The sequence below is a fragment of the Streptococcus sp. oral taxon 064 genome (assembly GCF_001683375.1).
GTDB classification, from domain to species: Bacteria; Bacillota; Bacilli; order Lactobacillales; family Streptococcaceae; genus Streptococcus; species Streptococcus oralis_S.
Window position 1 is genome coordinate 197,002 of the sequence record NZ_CP016207.1, and the last position, 18,313, is coordinate 215,314.

Here is an 18,313-nt window from a genome sequence, read left to right on the forward strand (position 1 = left end):
ATAAGCCATAATTTTGAATACTTTAGACGGGTAAAATTATGGTTTAAAGCTTTTCATTTGAAAGGATTTAATATGTCAAAATCAAAGAAAATATTGTTACTTATTTTCTGTATTTTAATCTTGGCTATTTTCCTTCCTATTCTCATAGATTATCATCAGGTCAGTGATTTAGATATCCACTTATTCAGTTGGAGAGAACTCTACGCTGAATTTCTGATTGCTAGATATGTCTTTTGGGGGACACTTGTCCTATCTGTTTTAGTGTTAATTTCAATGTTAGTAATACTCTTCTATCCTAAACAGTATTTAGAGATTCAATTAGAGACTCAAGAAGATACATTAAAACTAAAAAATTCAGCTATCGAAGGCTTTGTTCGATGTTTGGTCATTGATCATCAGTTGATCAAAGAACCAACAGTCCATGTAAATAGCCGCAAAAATAAATGTTTCGTTTATGTTGAGGGCAAAATTCTTCCTTCGGACAACATCTCAAATCGATGTCTTGTCATCCAGAATGAAATAACTCATGGATTAAAGCAGTTCTTTGGTATTGAACGTGAGGTAAAACTTGAAGTTAAAGTGAAAGAATTTGAACCTCCAAAAACGACCAAAAAGACTGTTAGTCGTGTAAAGTAAGGAAGTAAAAAATGGAATGGTTTAAAAAATATCAGTATCCAATTATTGCAGGTCTAGTAGGTGTCATTCTCGCTTGCTTTATCTTATCCTTTGGCTTTTTCAAAACACTATTTGTACTAATTTGTGGAGCCCTAGGAGCATTTGCTGGATACTATGTTAAGGAAAAATATTTAAATAAATAAAGGAGTCTCGTATGTCAAACGTAGATAAAAATGTAGAAAAAAAAGATGTTGCTGTTGTTTCTCAAGATGTTAAAGGGGAACTCACTTATGAAGACAAAGTAATCCAAAAAATCATTGGTCTTTCACTTGAAAAAGTACCTGGACTTTTGGATGTGGATGGAGGATTCTTCTCTAATCTAACAGAAAAAATTATCAATACAGATAATGTCACTCATGGTGTCAATGTTGAAGTTGGGAAAGAGCAAGTTGCAGTTGACTTGAACATTGTTGTTGAGTACCAAAAGAATGTCCCTGCTTTGTACAAAGAAATCAAAGATGTTGTCGTATCACAAGTTACAAAAATGACTGATCTAGAAGTAGTTGAAGTCAATGTGAATGTTGTTGATATCAAAACGAAGGAACAGCATGAAGCAGATTCAGTTAGCCTCCAAGACCGAGTAACTGACGTGGCTTCTTCAACAGGAGAATTTGCTTCAGAACAATTTGAAAAAGTGAAATCTGGTATCGGTTCAGGTGTTGCTGCTGTTCAAGAAAAAGTAGGCGAAGGTGTTGAAGCCGTTAAAGGCGAAACAAAGGAAAATGCTCGCGTACACTAATTCATCTAATCAAAATCAATCAATTTAAAGGAGGCAGAATCATGTCAACAGAAGAAAAATTAAACCAAGCAAAAGGTTCCATTAAAGAAGGTGTCGGCAAAATGATCGGCGATGAAAAAATGGAAAAAGAAGGAACAGCTGAAAAAGTTGTTTCTAAAGTAAAAGAAGTTGCTGAAGATGCTAAAGACGCTGTCGAAGGCGCTATTGAAGGTGTGAAAAACATGCTTCACAAAGACGAAAAATAAGGCTAAACGTTAATTGACCTTTTCATTATAGTAGTCAAAAAGAGGACCGTAAATGTCCTCTTTTTTTGTAGATCGGATTCTAAACACGCTTCCCATTTTTCGTTAAAAGGAATTGTCAAAAGGAAAAGCCTTGATTTCAAGGCTTTTTTGCTTGTTTAAAATAATATCTCCCTTTTTAAAGAAAGAAAATTTAAAAGCTTGCACACTACTAGGCTGGCTTATTTATCCACCACCTGAGCCTCAAATTGGGCTGGCTGGGTGTCCACATTGGTAATGGTTATCGTGTAGGGCTTGTTATTGGTGGCATCAAACACTTTTTCACCTTGGTAACTCACAACAACTCCATCTTTTACTAAATAAATATCTGGTTGGTTGTTTGGAAGTTCTTCATCCTCCTCGTCCAAACCATGGCTTTTTATAATTTTTTGTCCCTCTACTTCATAGTAAACATCGCTGTTTCTCTCACTCCAAACACCAGAGCCAGTTAATTTAATTTTGCTTGAATCGTTTTTCTTCAAGATGAAGATTGAATAGTATTCCAAATCTTGTGTTCTGGGATTTACTCTTAAGTTGACGGATTGACCTGGTTGAAGAGTGTATTTGCCATAGTTCAAAACTGAAAGGACAAACCAGACTAGCAGCAAACTATACAAGACTCCTATAATCATTCGTGAGCGTCTACTCTTAAACAAACGTAAAAGTAACACGAAAGAGACAATAAAGAGCAATTCTGTAAACATTCTTTTCCCTCCTTTCTCATCATCGTTGACATTCTGAACTGAGTCTCGCATCCATTTCTCACTAGTAACATCAACCATACAAAGTCTGATACATCTTATCTAGAAAAGCTTTCAACTCTTTTCGAACAATCTTTAATAGGCGTTCTTCTTCGACTTGAGAGATGTTCACATCTTCTTTTTTTTGATTACTAATATAAGAATAGTAACTACGTTTTAGAGTAAATTGATGATCTAAAATATAGTAGACATTTATTTTTTCCTCATTTACCATTGTTGCAAATAAAACAGAAACTTCATCCCTGCCAGGATTCAACATTTTCAGATCGATGTCTCCTTTTATCCCTATGGAGTCAATTCCTCCATCCAAGCGGATGGCACCGTCGGGAGGAACGACATAGCCTGCTTTACGAATGTCAGACGCATATTTTCCTGACGCCGTTAAATGTTTTAAGACGGCTATAGTGTCCTGTTCTTCAAAGGAGGTTTTTAATTGGAGGCGTTCTTGGTGGCTTTGATACTGAGAATAAAGAGTGATACCAACAACTAAGGCAAGTACAGAAGCGAGCATGATTCGTATTTTTCTACATTTCGACATGTTTATCTCCTCTATCTAAGAAATCATAATAATCTTGTTTCCAACTTTGAAAGGTAATTGCCTTATCCTCGGATATCCTTGGGACTCTAGACCCACGCGACTGCTATCTACCCTTTTTCATGATGTATTTTCGTATAGGTGTTTCAACCATTTGAACGATTTCAAATCCTTCTTTTTGGTAAAGATTGTAAGCTCTTTGATTTGCCTCGTAGACATTTAGAGAAATAGTATCTATGTCTTCATTTTCAAAGGCTAAACTGACAAATTTCCTTAAAGCCTGGCTACCTAAGCCTTGCCCCTGTTTCTGGGGGTTGATAAAAAATCTCCCGATATGAAGATTTTTGTCTTCTAACCTGATTTTCTGGATAAGCCCCACAAACTCTTGTCCACCAAAGATTGAAAAGATTCCTTCCAAATCTTGCAAGATTTGAATTGTTAAGGGAAAAGGAATCATTGTTCCCATCCATTGTTCTTGAAAGGATTTGCCAAGGGAGTTGGACCATTGGCATACGAGTTGAGCGTTTTCTGTGCTCACATTTTCTTCAAAACGAATTGTCATCTTGACCTCACCATCTTATCTATGTTTCTCCATTATACTACTTCTCCTATTTTTTACGAATAAATAAGTATGATTGATCTTTATTATTTTCTTGTCGGGAGCATTCTCGCTTCTTTCTTGGGTTTGGTCATTGACCGTTTCCCTGAGCAATCCATTATCCGACCAGCTAGCCACTGCGATTCCTGTCAGACTCGCTTGCGCCCGTTAGACCTAATTCCTATCCTCTCTCAGGTCTTCAATCGCTTTCGCTGTCGCTACTGCAAGATCCGCTATCCTTTCTGGTATGCCCTCTTTGAACTCGGCTTAGGAATCCTCTTTCTAGCTTGGTCTTGGGGCTGGATTTCCTTGGGTCAAGTCATCCTAATCACTGCTGGCTCAACCTTGGGCATCTACGACTTTCGCCATCAGGAATATCCCTTAATGGTTTGGCTAACTTTCCACCTAATCCTCATGGCTTTCTGTGGCTGGAATCTGGTTATGAGTTTCTTCCTTGTCCTCGGAATCATGGCCCATTTTATCGATATTCGCATGGGAGCAGGGGATTTTCTCTTTCTGGCTTCTTGTGCGCTCGTCTTTAGCGTGACAGAATTACTGATTTTGATCCAGTTCGCTTCTGCGACGGGGATCCTAGCTTTTCTCCTGCAAAAGAAAAAGGAAAGACTTCCTTTCGTGCCTTTCCTCTTACTTGCTGCTTGTTTGATTATTTTTGGTAAGCTACTGCTTGTTTGATAAAGTCCTCAATCGGCTCTCCTTGGTGGAGAGCTTTTACAATTTTCGAACCGACGATAACGCCATCTGACACCGCATTGAATCGTTCGACATCTTCTTGACTAGACACACCAAAACCTGTCAAGACTGGGATATCCGCTACTTGATGCAATTGTGCCAAGTGCTTGTCCAAGTCTGCGCGGTAATTGCCTGATTTCCCTGTCACCCCATTGATGGCAACGGCATAGACAAAGCCTTCCGCCCCTTCAATCAACTCTTTCTGGCGCTCAAGTCCTGTCGTCAAACTAACTAGGGGAATCAAGGCAATGTCTGTATCTACCAAAAAGGGCTCTACAAAGTTGGCATGCTCATGAGGCAGGTCTGGGATAATCAAGCCCTTAACTGCTGTATCTGCCAGATCTTTGACAAATTTCTCCACACCGTACTGAAAGAGGGGATTGAAGTAGGTCATGATAACAAGTGGAACTTCAGTTTCTACATGTTTCAAGGTTTCAACCAAAGCCTGAGTAGACGTCCCGCGAGCTAGACTGCGCAGACCTGCTTCTTCGATCACAGGTCCATCTGCAACTGGGTCTGAAAAGGGAATGCCCACTTCGATGGCAGAAACATCCAAATCTTCTAGAAAGTGGATTGTTTCTCCTAGTCCATCCAAACCTTTCTCGTGGTCTCCAGCCATGATATAGGGAACGAAAATTCCTTTTCCAGCTGCTTTGATAGCATTCAATTTTTCTGTTAGTGTCTTAGGCATGGGCTTCTCCCTTCTTTGTTGCATCTGCTTCCAAGCGGTCTTTGACTTGAACTACATCCTTGTCCCCACGACCGGATAGGCAGACAATCATCGACTTGTCTGGACCGAGTTCTTTGGCCAATTTCACTGCAAAGGCAATGGCATGGCTAGATTCCAAGGCTGGAATAATCCCTTCCACGCGAGACAAGAGTTGGAATCCTTCCAAGGCTTCCTCATCTGTCACAGGAACATAGCTGGCACGTTTGATATCGTGGTAGTGAGAGTGTTCTGGACCGATACCAGGATAGTCCAATCCAGCTGAGATAGAGAAGGCTTCAAGAATTTGACCATGAGCATCTTGGAGCACATCCATAAGCGAACCGTGAAGGACACCCGGACGACCCTTGGTCAAAGTCGCTGCGTGGTGCTCTGTATCCACACCAAGTCCAGCTGCTTCAGCCCCATACATAGCTACAGACTCATCTTCTACAAATGGATGAAAGAGACCAATAGCATTAGAACCACCACCAACACAGGCTACTAGGGCATCTGGCAAATCTTGACCTGTCAAGTCACGGTACTGTTGTTTAGCCTCTCGACCGATGACACTTTGGAAGTCACGAACGATTTCTGGGAAAGGATGAGGTCCCAAGGCAGAACCAAGGATATAGTGGGTATCATCGATATTTGCCACCCATGAACGAAGGGCTGCATTGACCGCATCCTTGAGCACGCGCGAACCATCTGTCACAGCCTCGACCTTGGCTCCCAAAAGCTCCATACGGAAGACATTAAGGGCTTGGCGTTTGACATCTTCCTCACCCATGTAGATGGTACATTCCATGTTAAAGAGGGCCGCAGCTGTTGCAGTTGCCACACCGTGCTGACCAGCACCAGTTTCAGCGATGATTTTCTTTTTGCCCATGCGTTTAGCCAGAAGAACCTGTCCCAAGGCATTGTTAATCTTGTGAGCCCCTGTATGGTTAAGGTCTTCACGCTTGAGATAAATCTTGGCTCCGCCGATATGCTGGGTCAAGTTTTTTGCGTAGTAAAGGGGAGTTTCACGTCCTACATACTGGCGTAAGAGCTGGTTTAATTCCTCTTGGAAACTTGGGTCCGCCTGACTTTCACGATAAGCTTTTTCCAACTCCAAAACTGCTGTCATCAATGTTTCTGGGACAAAACGTCCACCGAATTTTCCGTAAAATCCATCTTTATTTGGTTCTTGATATGCCATGCTTTACCCTCTCTATAAATCTTCTAATCTTTTCATGATCTTTTTGTTCATCTGTCTCCACTCCGCTTGATACATCGACTGCATAGGGAGTAAAGTGTTGAATTGCTTTTGCTACATTGTCTTCCTTAAGCCCACCAGCGATAAAGAAAGGCTGAGCTAGTTCTGCCGTATCCAGTTTACCCCAGTCAAAGGTCTGTCCACTCCCTGCTACAGGAGCATCAAAGAGGAGATAATCCGCCAGAGAATGAGGCACATGACCATTTCCATCCACCTGCACCGCCTGAATACTGGCGCAAGGCAAATCCTCAAACAACTCATCCGCTACCTGACCATGAACTTGAACCAAGTCCAGACCAACTTTTTCAATCGCTTCTAGCAATTCTGCCCGACTTGGTGAAACAAATACACCAACCTTTTTAACGTTAACAGGAATGAACTTTGCGAGCTCAGCAGCCTCTTCCAAGGTCACCTGTCTTTTACTAGGCGCAAAGACAAAACCAATGTAGTCTGCCCCTGCTGATACGGCTGTCTCTACCGCTTCTTTGGTCGATAATCCACAAATCTTAACCTTTGTCAATCTGCAACTCCTTGATTCTCTGGTCTACATCTTCTGCCTGCATGAGAGCTGTTCCCACCAAAATTCCGTTAAAGTATGGTGCAACACGTATCGCATCCTGCCCTGTGAAAATAGCAGATTCAGAAATGTAATAGCGATCTTCCTCAAAGTGCTGGGCCAAGTCTACACTAGTCTGCAAGTCGACTTCAAAGGTGGTCAAGTTGCGATTATTAACCCCAATAATCTCAGCACCAAGTCTGTGGGCTACCTCTAGTTCAGCTAGATTATGAGTTTCCACCAAGACTTCCAGACCAAGCTCTGTCGCGTAGTCATACAGTTCCTTGAGGCGTTCTTCTGACAAGGCCGCGACGATGAGCAAGATAACTGTCGCGCCGGAATTGCGAGCTCGGATGATTTGCTTTTCATCGATGATAAAGTCCTTGTTGAGCGTCGGAATCTGTACCTGACTAGAAATCTCCCGCAGATAATCCAAATGCCCTTTAAAGAAAACCTCATCTGTCAAAACCGAAATCATCACTGCACCATTTGCTTCATAAGTCTGGGCCTGTTGCACAATATCCACATCGAGATTGATATCACCCATACTTGGACTCGCCTTCTTGACCTCAGCGATTACCTGCAAACGGTCTTGATGTTGTTTTAAATAGTCAGCTAAGCGATAGGTCTTGCGCAAGGGCTGGACTTCCTCCAGCTCCATTTGCTCGACTTCATGCGCCTTCTGCTCTAAAATTCGTGCTAAAAATTCCTGACTCATTTTTGGTACTCCTGTAACAGTCTGAGTTTTTCAAGGGCCTTGCCACTGGTAATCACTTGACGGGCCAAGACAACCCCTTCCTTGATACTAGCTACCTTACCATTAGCATAGAAACCAAGACCAGCATTCAAGACTGTCGTTTCCAAGAATGGACTTGGTTCGTTTTGAAGAACACTAAGCAAAATTTCTGCATTTTCCTGAGCATTTCCTCCTCGAATGTCTTCGATAGCGTAGCGTTCCATCCCCAAATCCTCTGGAGTGAAGCTTGACAAGGTAATTTCGCCATTTTCAAGAAGAGCAATCTTGGTTGTTCCGTTCAAACCAGCTTCATCTAGCCCTTCTGGTCCAGCAACCACGATGGCACGTTTGCGACCCATATTTTTCAAAACCTGGGCTGTACTTTCTAGAAGTTCTGGACGACTAATGCCAAGCAGCTGTGTTTCCAAGGCCATTGGGTGAATCAGTGGACCAGTCAAGTTCATGATTGTTGGAATTCCCAATTCCAAACGTGCTGGCATGATGTATTTCATAGCTGGGTGCATATTTTTAGCAAAGAGAAAGACGATTCCAGTTTTATCAAAGACCTTACCTAGTTCAGCTGGTTTGAGGTCAAGATTGATGCCCAATGCTTGAAGGACGTCTGCCGAACCAGATTTAGAAGAAATCGAGCGGTTACCGTGCTTAGCCATGTGAATGCCACCACCAGCCAAGACAAAGGCTGCAGTTGTTGAGATGTTAAAGCTGAAAGACTTGTCCCCACCTGTACCACAGTTGTCCATTGCATCATGGATTTCAGTTGGAATGTGTTGGGCATGGCCTCTCATGACTTGTGCAATGGCTGTGCGTTCTTCAGGTGTTTCCCCCTTCATCTTAAGGGCCAAGAGAAGAGAAGCAATCTGCGCCTCGGTTACACGTCCAGTAACGATACGTTCAATGACATCCGTCATTTCCACACCTGATAAATTTTCAAATTTTGCTAGTTTTTCAATAATCTCTTTCATCCTAGTTTCCTCACTTTACAACCTTCTCGATAAAATTCCGAATAGAAGACAAGCCATCTGGCGTTCCGATACTTTCTGGATGGTACTGGAAGCCATAAATCGGCAGGCTTTTGTGTTGAATTCCCATAATAGCTTGGTCATCAGTCGAACGAGCTGTCACTTCAAAGTCTTCTGGCATTTCTTCAATCAAAATACTGTGATAACGCATGACTGGACGACCATCCTCAATGCCTTGATAGAGAACAGATGGCGCTTCAAAGCTGATATGGCTCTGTTTCCCATGCATGACCTTTGGAGCCAAACCTAACTTCCCACCAAAGACTTCTGCGATGGCTTGGTGACCCAAACAAATCCCTAGAATCGGCTTCTTACCTGCAAAGTCACGAATCATGTCTTCCATCTTTCCAGCATCAACCGGCCAACCAGGACCGGGAGAAAAGACCAGACCATCTGCTTTTTCAGCTTCTTCATACAGCTTGGGATCATCATTTCTCAAGACCTGCACTTCTGCAAAATTCCCAATGTACTGCGCCAAGTTATAGGTAAAAGAATCATAGTTATCAATCAATAAAATCATGGTCTTAGTTCTCCAATTCTAGTCATAGATTTAGCCTTGTTAATGGTTTCTTGGTATTCGTTTTGGGCAATAGAGTCATAGACAATCCCTGCCCCAGCCTGCACATAGGCTGTTTGATCTTTGAGAATCATAGTTCGGATGGCAATGGCGAAATCCATATCACCCGTCGCAGACAAGTAGCCGATTGCTCCTGCGTATACGCCTCGTTTTTCCGTCTCCAGTTCATAGATGCGTCTCATGGCCCGAATCTTTGGTGCTCCTGAAACTGTTCCAGCTGGAAGTGTAGATTTCAAAGCATCCATGGCTGTTAATTCTGGAAGCAAACGCCCTTTCACCACGCTGGTCAAATGCATGACATAGCGGAAAAGCTCCACTTCCATATACTTGGTAACTTGGACACTGGCTGTTTCAGAGATGCGACCAATATCGTTACGCCCCAAGTCTACCAACATCCGATGTTCTGCTGTTTCCTTCTCATCAGAAAATAAATCAGTTGCCAAGGCCTTGTCCTCTTCATCCGTAGTCCCTCTTGGTCGTGTACCCGCAATTGGATTGGTTGTCACGATGCCATTTTTGACAGAAACCAAACTTTCTGGACTAGCACCGATAATTTGATAATCCCCAAAATCATAGAAATAGAGGTAATTAGATGGATTGGTCACGCGAAGATTTCTGTAGAAGTCAAATGGATTTCCAGTAACCTCTGCTGAGAAACGCTGGCTGAGCACACATTGGAACATATCACCATTACGAATCAAGTCACGAGCGGTTTCGACCATTTGCTCAAACTTATGAGGAGCGATATGCGGTTTGAAGTCCAGCGGAGATAAATCCAAGTCTTCAAATTCATTTGAAGCAGGGATGCGTAATTCCTCCAGCACTTGGTTCAAGGCTTTTTCCAAATCCTCTTGACTGCGATCGCTATATAGAGCATCCTCAATGACATGGATTTTTTCCTTCTTATGGTCAAAGACCATATAACTCTCATAGACAAAGAAATGCATGTCTGGCGTCCCAATGGTATCCTCAAGGATTTGGCAAATTTCTTCATAAAGAGAAATCATATCGTAACCGACAAAGCCAATAGCTCCCCCACCAAAAGGGAGGTCTGAATGGTGCTGGCTCTTATGAGTCACATCATAAAGGAAATCCAGGGGATCACGATCAATCACTTGCCCATTTTGATAAAGAACTCCATTTTCAAACTGAATCTCAAAAACAGGATTATAGGCTAGGATAGAAAAACGAGCGGTTTCCTTGTCTCTCGGAATACTTTCTAAGATCACCTTGTGTTGCCCCTTTAGGCGCATATAAGCCAAGATTGGTGATAAGACATCTCCATGAATGATTCGTTCCATTGTAATTTCCCTTTCAGTTTCTTATTTTTAATTTTTTGTCTTTTTTCTATTTCCCTTAAATAGTGCGGACGGGAGGTAAAATTATCCAGTGGATGATTTTAGAAAACCATAAAATGAAAGACCTAATTTTCGAGCTCCTCGCTCATTCATTTCTAGGCTCAAGCTAAAATAGTTCCCCGAACTATTTTACTCTCAAAAATTCCGTTCTAGAGAAGCATCTTTGCTTCTCTAGAATACCACTATGGCGGGAAATAGCGTTTCAATGCTCACTTCGTTTGCAAATATTTTATAGAAATCTATCTATTGATGAAGCATAATTTAAAACTGATGACCATATCTACGATAAATATATAAAAATCCCCACGCAAAATAACTTGCGTGAGGACGAAATTCGCGGTGCCACCTCAATTATAGGATTTCTCCTATCTCTCATTCCTGTCTCAGAACTTTCCTGTAACAGGCTGTGCGATAAAGGGCACTCCCTTGAGAATTATGTTTTCTTCTCTCGTTTCAGATGGACCCAACCTTACAGCTTTCTCTGCTTGTTTCCAGCAACCACAAGCTCTCTGGGAAAGAAAGTACTGTAATTTTTCCATCTCTTATTTCTTAGCTTCTAGGTAGTCTGCAATCGCAGCTACGTCCTTGTCTCCACGACCAGAGACATTGATGATGATAATGTCATCTTTACTTAGTTTCGGTGCACGTTTAACCGCTTCTGCGATGGCGTGCGAACTTTCAATCGCTGGGATAATCCCTTCTGTCTTACTAAGAAGGAGCAAGGCTTGAACAGCTTCTTCGTCTGTCGCTGCCACATATTCCACGCGACCTGAATCTTTAAAGTAGGCGTGTTCTGGGCCAACCCCTGGATAGTCCAAACCAGCTGAGATAGAGTAAACTGGCGCCAGCTCTCCGTCTTCCTTAAAGACTGCATAGGTCTTCATACCATCGACAATTCCGACACTACCCTTTGTCATAGTGGCTGCATGCTTGTCTGTGTCAAGTCCGTGACCGGCAGCTTCGACCCCAACCAATTTGACTTCTTCATCAGCCACATACTGTGAAAAAGCACCGATAGCATTGGAACCACCACCTACACAGGCAATGACGTAGTCTGGTAAACGGCCTTCTTTTTCCAAGATTTGACGACGAGATTCTTCACTGATGACCTTTTGAAACTCATGGACAATAGTAGGATAAGGGTGAGGTCCCACAGCCGATCCCAAAACATAGAAGGCTTCAAGGTCATTCATCCATGCTCCAAAGGCTGCATCGACCGCATCCTTGAGAGTTCGTGTCCCCGTTTCAACCGCGTGAACAGTTGCTCCCATCATCTCCATGCGGAAAACATTGAGACGTTGACGCTCCACATCTTCTGCCCCCATGTAGACATCACAAGCCATACCAAACTTAGCTGCAGCTGCTGCTGTCGCAACACCGTGCTGACCAGCTCCTGTTTCCGCAATCACTCGTTTTTTGCCCATACGTTTGGCAAGAAGAATTTGTCCTAAAACGTTGTTAAGTTTGTGAGAACCAAGGTGGTTAAGATCTTCGCGCTTGAGATAAATCTTAGCGCCACCTAAGTGATCTGTCAAACTTTCCGCAAAATAAAGCGGTGTTTCACGACCTGAATAATCCTTCAAGTAATGGCGAAATTCTGCCAAAAACTCTGGATCATCCTTGTATTTGTCAAATGTCATTTCCAACTCATCCAACAAAGCCTGAATCGGCTCCGGTACAAAACTACCACCAAATTGTCCAAAATAACCTTTAGTTGTCATAAATTTTTCCTCTTTCCATATTAATTCGGCTTTTTGTTTGCTTTTAGTAGTAGGCAAGGAGCTGCAGATAGAACTCAAGTTCATCAAAGCGACTTAACGCCCTAATAAAAGATAAACAAAATGACCGAAAGAAAAAAGCCCACACACAGAATCTACTTCCATGTGAGGGCGTTGGTAACGCGGTGCCACCTCAATTATAAAGGGACTATTCCCCTTTACATCTCTGCCTTGTCTAACAACAAGTTGCACTGTAAGGTGTGCGCACCGAATTTTCATTGTTTCAAATTCATTTTTAAAATCAGCCCACTTTCACTACTTCCAACCACCTGTTCACAATCACCACAGGCTCCCTGAAGATCAAAAATAGTTACTTTTCTGATTTGTTGAGAATATTATATGCTATTGTCCGCTTTTTGTCAAGATTTTTTATTATTTTTTTCCAGAACCGAGGATTTCTTCAGAAATTCTCACCAAAGTCTGAACGATGTAATCAACTTCTTCATCGCTTAATTTTGTATGAAGAGGAAGCGTAATTTCATTTTCAAAGAAGGCATAGGCTCTTGGATAATCTGCCATATCGAAACCAAGATTCTTATAGGCTGTCAGGAGAGGAAGCGGTTTATAGTGTACATTACTTGCAATTCCTGCTTTGGCCAATTCTTGGATGATGTGGTTGCGTTCTTCTAAACTTGCTCCTTCTACATGGGTGATGTAGAGGTGGCGTGAAGATTCGACACTATCAGTCTTGTGTGCCAATGGACGGATGCGAGAACCTGCAAAACCACGATCATAGCGGTCCACGATGTCCTTACGACGTTCTAGCAAAGCTGGGTAACGGTCCAATTGTACCAAACCAATCGAAGCCATGATATCCGTCATGTTGCACTTGTAGGCTGGTGTGACGATATCGTACTCCCATGAACCCAGTTGCATCTTAGCAAGGGCGTCTTTGGTTTGACCATGAAGGGAAAGGATTTGAAACTCCTTGTACATCTCTTCATCGTCAATAGCTGGATTGGCTTTCCAAGTCGCACTTCCTCCCTCAGCTGTTGTAAAGTTCTTAACAGCATGGAATGAGAAGGAAGTAAAGTCAGCGATCGAACCAGCTGGTTGCCCTTTATAGGTCGATCCCAAAGCATGAGCACTATCAGAGACAATCACGATACGGTTAAAGGCTTTTTGCCACTTGCTAGCAGCTGTAAAGAGATCACGTTTTTTCTCCACGACTTGGAACAAACGGTCATAGTCGCACACAATCCCTGCAAGCTCTACTGGGATGATAACCTTAGTTTTCTCAGTGATAGCTTGCTCAAGTAGGTCATAATCCATCTCAAACGTATCTGCTTGGATATCCACCATGACAGGTGTCGCTCCTACGTGTGTGATGACACTGCAAGAAGCTGTATAAGTCATGGCTGGAACGATGACTTCATCACCAGGTCCCACTTCCAAAACACGCAAAATCAACTCAAGAGCGGCAGTCGCAGAGTTGAGGCAGACAGTCTTAGGTGTCTGTGTGTATTGAGATAAGCGACGCTCTAGTTCTTTTGTCTTTGGCCCAGTTGTAATCCAACCAGAACGCAGGGTATCCGCTACTTCAGCAATTTCTGCTTCCGTAATATCGGGTGGTGAAAATGGAATATTGTAATTTGGCATTGATTTGCTCCTTTTATCTGTACTCATTTTCTCATGACTACTTTATTTTAGCACTTCAAACACGGTTTGAAACATGATTTTGATGTCTCCAAGGAAACTAAACTCTCGGAGATAGGCGAGATTATAGCGCATCTTTTCAGGAAGAACATGCTCGACATAGGCTTGGTCAACCGTCAGACCTTTCTCCGTCATTTGACTGATGATCGTGTCCTCATCCTTGTAGTTGATGCTGGCTGGAGAGGTGATTCCTGCTGGCAAGAGCAAGGTCGCCATCATTTCAGGACTGTACTGCTCGGTGTAACGTGGCACCTCAGGTCTTGTTCCAACAAAGGACATCTCACCTTTAAGGACATTGACCAACTGAGGCAGTTCGTCCAAGCGCACACGGCGGATGAAATTTCCCACTTTGGTAATACGGCTATCGTTAGCAGAAGTCACCAGACTTCCTTTTTTATCCGCATCCGTTACCATAGTACGGAACTTCCAAATCTTGAACGAACGGTTGTACTGGGTCACGCGCTCTTGCTTGTAAATGACAGGCCCCTTGCTATCCAACTTGATCCAAATGCTCAAGATAAGAAAGATGGGAGAAGTCAAAAGTAGCAAAAACAGGGCCAGAACCCAATCCAGGCAACGCTTGAAAATCAGCGACCCCTTCCTTTTAGAGACAAGCTGGTAGTAGGACTCAACCTCGCTTGATTGCATTTCCACGGGCAAGTCTTCCCATTTCAGCATGCTGTTTCTCCTTTGTTTGTTAGTATAGTATTTATCAACATTTTTCATTATACCACAAAATAGAAAAGGCGGTGCAAGAAATCTGTGATTTAGAGGAATTCTTCTTTAGGAAAGAGCCCCTGCCTGCAAGCTATACATCTTGTGATAGGTTCCTCCCAAGGCCAAGAGTTCCTCATGGGTTCCACTCTCGATGATGCGCCCCTTATCCAAGACATAAATACAGTTGGCGTCCTGGATGGTCGAAAGACGATGAGCAATAGCAATGGTTGTCCGCCCCTGTCTCATCTTGGCTAGGGAATCTTGAACCAAACTTTCTGTTTCAGAGTCAATATTGGCTGTCGCTTCATCCAAAATCAAGATTTTAGGCTGACTAGCAACTGTTCTAGCAAAGGCAAGAAGCTGACGCTGACCAGTAGAAAAGCTCGAACCACGCTCGGACACAGGTGCATCATAACCCTGCGGAAGGTCCTGAATAAAGGAATCTGCATCAACAAAGGCAGCCGCAGCCTGGACTTCTTCATCACTAAGATCTTGATACATGGCGATATTGGACTTGATAGTCCCGTGATAGAGGAAGGGATCCTGCAAGACCAAACCGATGTTCTTTCTCAGCTCTTCCTGACTGTAGTTTCGGATATCCACACCATCCAAGAGAACGCGGCCTGACTGAAATTCATAAAAACGCATGAGGACATTGATAATCGATGATTTTCCCGAACCTGTATGACCTACAAAGGCAATGGTTTCACCCTTCTTAACTGAAAAGGAAATGTCATCCAGAATCGGATGTTTGCCATCATATGAGAAACACACATGTTCAAAACGGATATTGCCTTCTTTGACTTTAGCTTGCCCATCTTTTTGAAGAGGCTCATAGGTCGTTTCGTCAATCAAGGCAAAGACACGACCTGCAGATACCATGGACGTTTGAAGGGTTGAAAAGTTTTGCGTCACCTCAATCAAGGGATCAAAAAGGCGGTTGATATACTGGATAAAGGCATACATGGTTCCAGCTGTTATCCCAATAGAAAGACCACGGTAACCAAAGTAGGCCATCAAAACGGCGTAGCCTAGGAGTTTCAGCAAACTCATGGCAGGTCTCAAAAAGAGGGCATCCAAGGCCACAGAACGGTTGGCATAGACCAAGTGTTCTTGGTTGATTTCATCAAATTCTGCTTGCAGGCGATTCTCTTGGTTGAAGGCCTGGATAATCCTGATTCCCTCGATATTCTCTGCCAGCTTACTATTGATATCTGACAAGAGACTTCTGGTTTTTTCGATGATTTTCACTGACTTTTTCCGATAGAGATTGACTAAAAGGAAAATCAAGGGTAGAAAGAGCAAAACTAAAGCTGTCAAACGAAAATCCAGCACCAACATGGTATACAGAGTTGTCAGAAAGATGAAAACTGCTGAAATAAAGCTGGATAAAATTCCCGAAAACATATCACTGATGGTCTCAGTATCATTGGTCAAACGAGAGACGATGGAACCTGCTGGCGTCTTGTCAAAATAAGACATGCCCAGTTTCTCCATATTGGCAAAGGCATCGTGACGAATATCTCTGACAATACTGTAGGACACCCGCGCAAAGAGAAGATTGCCGACATACTGGACCAGAGTTTGCAGGATATAGAGGCCATAGTAGGCCAATAAAACTGTAATAGCAAGATGGTTTAGGTTGCTGAGGTACTGGTCGATAAAGTGGGAAGCCACAAGGGGAATGACACTTTTAATGATTGTAGTCACGAGGAGAAAACTGAGTGCCAAAAAGGTCAGGAGGCCATAGGTCTTGAGATAAGACATCAAGCGCTTCAATACAGCCAATTGTTCTTTCTTATTCTGCATCTTCTTCTCCTTTCATTTCCAACTGCTGAGACTGGTAGGTTTGGGCATACCAGCCATCCAAGGCTAGCAAGTCATCGTGCCTACCTCGTTCGATAATCTGTCCATTTTGCAGGACTAAAATCAAATCTGCATGGACAACTGCACTCAGGCGATGAGCCGTAATAATGGTTGTCTTGTCCTTTCGCGTCTCCTTGAGGTTGTCAATAATCGCATACTCCGTCTTGGCATCCACGGCCGACAAAGAATCATCCAAAATCAAGATATCAGGGTCTAAAATCATAGCCCGACTCATGGCCAGACGCTGCTTTTGACCACCAGAAAGACTGACTCCCTTTTCACCAATCAGTGTATCAAATCCTTGAGGCATGTCTACAATGTCTTGATAAACTTGAGCTAGCTTAGTCGCTTTCTCGACCGCTGAAAGGGGCAAGTTAGGTTTGCCAAAGCGGATATTGTCTAAAATCGAAGTCGCAAAGAGGAACTGGTCCTGAGGAACATAGCCCATGAGACTGCGAAGGTCTGTCAGACGATAGTCACGAATATTATGACCGTTTAGGTAAATTGCACCCTTGTCCACATCGTATTCACGCAAGAGCAGTTTGATTAGAGATGTTTTCCCAGAGCCTGTTTGCCCAACCAAGCCCAGCGTTTGACCTTTTTCCAAACTAAAGTGAACATTTGTCAGTGTTTCCTCATTTTCAAAGGCAAAGCTATCAATGGCATACTGCAAGCGCCCATTTTCGATACTGTCTAGAGGAAACTCAGGGGCTTGTACGGGTGATTCCTGAGACAAAAGATCTTCAATCCGCTGGTAGGAAACCTTCCCTCGCTGGGTAATATTAAAGAGGAAGCCGATGGCCATAAGAGGCCAAACCAGCATATCCAAGTAGCTGATAAAGGTAACTAGATTCCCAACCGTGATTTGCCCTTTCTGAACCATCAAGGAGCCTACCAAAAGCGTTAAAACATAAGAGGAACCAACAAATAAGAGAACCATAGGGTCAAAGAGACTATCGTATTTCATGGTTTGGAGGTTCTTTTGGAAGGTCAATTCATTGACTGCCTGAAAGGACTTCAACTCGTCCGCCTGATAACCGAAAGACTTGGTCACTTTAATACCTGATACAGACTCCTGCACCTTGTTATTGAGTTCAGAAAAGGCAGCCTGCGATTCTCCGAAAGCCTTATGAGTCTTTCTCCCTAAACGACTGGTCGCATAAGCCATGAAAGGCAGGGGTAAAATGGCAACCAGAGTCATTTGCCAAGAAATGCTAAAGAGCATGGTCAGCAAGGTCACTAAAGCCGTGATAGAGGCATCCACGGCAGACATAACACCGCCTCCTGCCAGACGAGTCAAGGCATTGATATCGTTGGTTGCATGCGCCATCAGGTCCCCCGTCCGATAGGTCTGATAAAAGGCTGGAGACATTTTTGTAAAATGCTCAAACAAGCGAGATCGCATAATCTGCCCCAAACGGTAGGAAGTTCCAAGGATATACATACGCCAAACATAGCGCAGATAGTACATCCCAAAGGCCGCAAGAAGCAAGTAAAATAGGTCAAAAAGGAGGTCCTGCTGGGTTAATTTCCCCGATGTGATGGCATCGATGACCCGCCCCATAACCATAGGGGGAATAAGATTGAGGACGGAAACCAAGATCAGGGCCACAATCCCGACTAAATAACGGTGTTTTTCTAACTTGAAAAACCACCAAAGTTTTTGAATAATGGACATAAAATCCCTTTCTGATTGCAAATTGAAACCTGAGGCCAAGACCCCAGG

The 18,313-nt window shown here is 43.0% G+C and carries 20 protein-coding genes; 5 read left to right on the top strand and 15 right to left on the bottom strand.

What is annotated here, in order from left to right:
* The first annotated feature begins 72 nt into the window (after window positions 1-72).
* From amaP to AXF18_RS00970, 4 genes are read left to right on the top strand one after another with little or no spacing between them, the layout of a single operon-like run.
* Window positions 73-636, top strand: coding sequence for an alkaline shock response membrane anchor protein AmaP (gene amaP / locus AXF18_RS00955; RefSeq protein ID WP_000045614.1), 564 nt, complete (start codon window positions 73-75; stop codon window positions 634-636).
* Window positions 637-647: 11 nt separating this feature from the next.
* Window positions 648-818: a DUF2273 domain-containing protein gene (locus AXF18_RS00960; protein ID WP_000454669.1), complete on the top strand. Its 171-nt coding sequence runs from the start codon at window positions 648-650 to the stop codon at window positions 816-818.
* An 11-nt stretch (window positions 819-829) separates the two neighbouring features.
* Window positions 830-1,414: an Asp23/Gls24 family envelope stress response protein gene (locus AXF18_RS00965; protein WP_000072932.1), complete on the top strand. Its 585-nt coding sequence runs from the start codon at window positions 830-832 to the stop codon at window positions 1,412-1,414.
* 41 nt (window positions 1,415-1,455) lie between these two features.
* The gene (locus AXF18_RS00970; RefSeq protein ID WP_000102421.1) at window positions 1,456-1,659 is read left to right on the top strand and encodes a CsbD family protein; all 204 of its coding nucleotides are present in this window, start codon (window positions 1,456-1,458) and stop codon (window positions 1,657-1,659) included.
* Between the two features lie 218 nt (window positions 1,660-1,877).
* Here AXF18_RS00970 and AXF18_RS00975 read toward each other — a convergent pair whose 3' ends face one another.
* The 3 genes from AXF18_RS00975 to AXF18_RS00985 form a co-directional block, all read right to left on the bottom strand.
* Window positions 1,878-2,399 (bottom strand): hypothetical protein, encoded by a 522-nt coding sequence (locus tag AXF18_RS00975; RefSeq protein ID WP_065371353.1) that lies wholly within the window; start codon window positions 2,397-2,399, stop codon window positions 1,878-1,880.
* A 70-nt stretch (window positions 2,400-2,469) separates the two neighbouring features.
* Window positions 2,470-2,994 carry a hypothetical protein gene (locus AXF18_RS00980; protein ID WP_049549763.1) on the bottom strand — a complete coding sequence of 175 codons (525 nt, stop codon included), beginning with the start codon at window positions 2,992-2,994 and terminating at the stop codon, window positions 2,470-2,472.
* Between the two features lie 103 nt (window positions 2,995-3,097).
* Complete coding sequence (locus tag AXF18_RS00985; protein WP_049549764.1) at window positions 3,098-3,553, bottom strand: GNAT family N-acetyltransferase; 456 nt, start codon at window positions 3,551-3,553, stop codon at window positions 3,098-3,100.
* 69 nt (window positions 3,554-3,622) lie between these two features.
* On the opposite strand from AXF18_RS00985, the gene AXF18_RS00990 reads away from it, so the two are divergent.
* Window positions 3,623-4,282, top strand: a complete 660-nt coding sequence (locus tag AXF18_RS00990) for an A24 family peptidase (RefSeq protein ID WP_049549765.1) — start codon at window positions 3,623-3,625, stop codon at window positions 4,280-4,282.
* Here the strand turns inward: AXF18_RS00990 and trpA are convergent.
* From trpA to AXF18_RS01055, 12 genes are all read right to left on the bottom strand, one after another.
* The gene (trpA, locus tag AXF18_RS00995) at window positions 4,254-5,030 is read right to left on the bottom strand and encodes a tryptophan synthase subunit alpha (RefSeq protein ID WP_049549766.1); all 777 of its coding nucleotides are present in this window, start codon (window positions 5,028-5,030) and stop codon (window positions 4,254-4,256) included. The genes AXF18_RS00990 and trpA overlap by 29 nt on opposite strands.
* The gene (gene trpB / locus AXF18_RS01000; RefSeq protein WP_049549767.1) at window positions 5,023-6,246 is read right to left on the bottom strand and encodes a tryptophan synthase subunit beta; all 1,224 of its coding nucleotides are present in this window, start codon (window positions 6,244-6,246) and stop codon (window positions 5,023-5,025) included. The genes trpA and trpB (AXF18_RS01000) overlap by 8 nt, the downstream gene beginning before the upstream one ends.
* Complete coding sequence (locus tag AXF18_RS01005) at window positions 6,224-6,823, bottom strand: phosphoribosylanthranilate isomerase (RefSeq protein WP_065371354.1); 600 nt, start codon at window positions 6,821-6,823, stop codon at window positions 6,224-6,226. The genes trpB (AXF18_RS01000) and AXF18_RS01005 overlap by 23 nt, the downstream gene beginning before the upstream one ends.
* Complete coding sequence (gene trpC, locus AXF18_RS01010; protein WP_065371355.1) at window positions 6,810-7,577, bottom strand: indole-3-glycerol phosphate synthase TrpC; 768 nt, start codon at window positions 7,575-7,577, stop codon at window positions 6,810-6,812. Before trpC ends, AXF18_RS01005 begins: the two co-directional genes overlap by 14 nt.
* Complete coding sequence (gene trpD, locus AXF18_RS01015; RefSeq protein WP_065371356.1) at window positions 7,574-8,578, bottom strand: anthranilate phosphoribosyltransferase; 1,005 nt, start codon at window positions 8,576-8,578, stop codon at window positions 7,574-7,576. Before trpD ends, trpC begins: the two co-directional genes overlap by 4 nt.
* Window positions 8,579-8,588: 10 nt before the next feature.
* On the bottom strand, window positions 8,589-9,155 hold the full coding sequence (locus AXF18_RS01020) for an aminodeoxychorismate/anthranilate synthase component II (protein WP_033584314.1): 567 nt from the start codon (window positions 9,153-9,155) through the stop codon (window positions 8,589-8,591).
* Window positions 9,152-10,513 carry an anthranilate synthase component I gene (gene trpE, locus AXF18_RS01025; protein ID WP_065371357.1) on the bottom strand — a complete coding sequence of 454 codons (1,362 nt, stop codon included), beginning with the start codon at window positions 10,511-10,513 and terminating at the stop codon, window positions 9,152-9,154. The genes AXF18_RS01020 and trpE overlap by 4 nt, the downstream gene beginning before the upstream one ends.
* A gap of 599 nt (window positions 10,514-11,112) precedes the next feature.
* On the bottom strand, window positions 11,113-12,291 hold the full coding sequence (gene trpB / locus AXF18_RS01035) for a tryptophan synthase subunit beta (RefSeq protein WP_045616748.1): 1,179 nt from the start codon (window positions 12,289-12,291) through the stop codon (window positions 11,113-11,115).
* Between the two features lie 429 nt (window positions 12,292-12,720).
* Entirely contained in the window at window positions 12,721-13,947 is a 1,227-nt protein-coding gene (locus tag AXF18_RS01040) for a DegT/DnrJ/EryC1/StrS aminotransferase family protein (protein WP_065371358.1), read from the bottom strand.
* Window positions 13,948-13,989: 42 nt separating this feature from the next.
* Window positions 13,990-14,682, bottom strand: a complete 693-nt coding sequence (locus tag AXF18_RS01045; RefSeq protein ID WP_065371359.1) for a sugar transferase — start codon at window positions 14,680-14,682, stop codon at window positions 13,990-13,992.
* A gap of 105 nt (window positions 14,683-14,787) precedes the next feature.
* Window positions 14,788-16,530: an ABC transporter ATP-binding protein gene (locus AXF18_RS01050; protein WP_065371360.1), complete on the bottom strand. Its 1,743-nt coding sequence runs from the start codon at window positions 16,528-16,530 to the stop codon at window positions 14,788-14,790.
* Entirely contained in the window at window positions 16,520-18,265 is a 1,746-nt protein-coding gene (locus AXF18_RS01055) for an ABC transporter ATP-binding protein (protein ID WP_065371361.1), read from the bottom strand. The genes AXF18_RS01050 and AXF18_RS01055 overlap by 11 nt, the downstream gene beginning before the upstream one ends.
* Window positions 18,266-18,313 lie beyond the last annotated feature (48 nt).

Bases quoted from the DNA above. Each gene is read 5' to 3' on its own strand.
- amaP (WP_000045614.1), top strand. From the start codon at position 73: ATGTCAAAATCAAAGAAAATATTGTTACTTATTTTCTGTATTTTAATC.
- AXF18_RS00960 (WP_000454669.1), top strand. From the start codon at position 648: ATGGAATGGTTTAAAAAATATCAGTATCCAATTATTGCAGGTCTAGTA.
- AXF18_RS00965 (WP_000072932.1), top strand. From the start codon at position 830: ATGTCAAACGTAGATAAAAATGTAGAAAAAAAAGATGTTGCTGTTGTT.
- AXF18_RS00970 (WP_000102421.1), top strand. From the start codon at position 1,456: ATGTCAACAGAAGAAAAATTAAACCAAGCAAAAGGTTCCATTAAAGAA.
- AXF18_RS00975 (WP_065371353.1), bottom strand. From the start codon at position 2,399: ATGTTTACAGAATTGCTCTTTATTGTCTCTTTCGTGTTACTTTTACGT.
- AXF18_RS00980 (WP_049549763.1), bottom strand. From the start codon at position 2,994: ATGTCGAAATGTAGAAAAATACGAATCATGCTCGCTTCTGTACTTGCC.
- AXF18_RS00985 (WP_049549764.1), bottom strand. From the start codon at position 3,553: ATGACAATTCGTTTTGAAGAAAATGTGAGCACAGAAAACGCTCAACTC.
- AXF18_RS00990 (WP_049549765.1), top strand. From the start codon at position 3,623: ATGATTGATCTTTATTATTTTCTTGTCGGGAGCATTCTCGCTTCTTTC.
- trpA (WP_049549766.1), bottom strand. From the start codon at position 5,030: ATGCCTAAGACACTAACAGAAAAATTGAATGCTATCAAAGCAGCTGGA.
- trpB (WP_049549767.1), bottom strand. From the start codon at position 6,246: ATGGCATATCAAGAACCAAATAAAGATGGATTTTACGGAAAATTCGGT.
- trpC (WP_065371355.1), bottom strand. From the start codon at position 7,577: ATGAGTCAGGAATTTTTAGCACGAATTTTAGAGCAGAAGGCGCATGAA.
- trpD (WP_065371356.1), bottom strand. From the start codon at position 8,578: ATGAAAGAGATTATTGAAAAACTAGCAAAATTTGAAAATTTATCAGGT.
- AXF18_RS01020 (WP_033584314.1), bottom strand. From the start codon at position 9,155: ATGATTTTATTGATTGATAACTATGATTCTTTTACCTATAACTTGGCG.
- trpE (WP_065371357.1), bottom strand. From the start codon at position 10,513: ATGGAACGAATCATTCATGGAGATGTCTTATCACCAATCTTGGCTTAT.
- trpB (WP_045616748.1), bottom strand. From the start codon at position 12,291: ATGACAACTAAAGGTTATTTTGGACAATTTGGTGGTAGTTTTGTACCG.
- AXF18_RS01040 (WP_065371358.1), bottom strand. From the start codon at position 13,947: ATGCCAAATTACAATATTCCATTTTCACCACCCGATATTACGGAAGCA.
- AXF18_RS01045 (WP_065371359.1), bottom strand. From the start codon at position 14,682: ATGCTGAAATGGGAAGACTTGCCCGTGGAAATGCAATCAAGCGAGGTT.
- AXF18_RS01050 (WP_065371360.1), bottom strand. From the start codon at position 16,530: ATGCAGAATAAGAAAGAACAATTGGCTGTATTGAAGCGCTTGATGTCT.
- AXF18_RS01055 (WP_065371361.1), bottom strand. From the start codon at position 18,265: ATGTCCATTATTCAAAAACTTTGGTGGTTTTTCAAGTTAGAAAAACAC.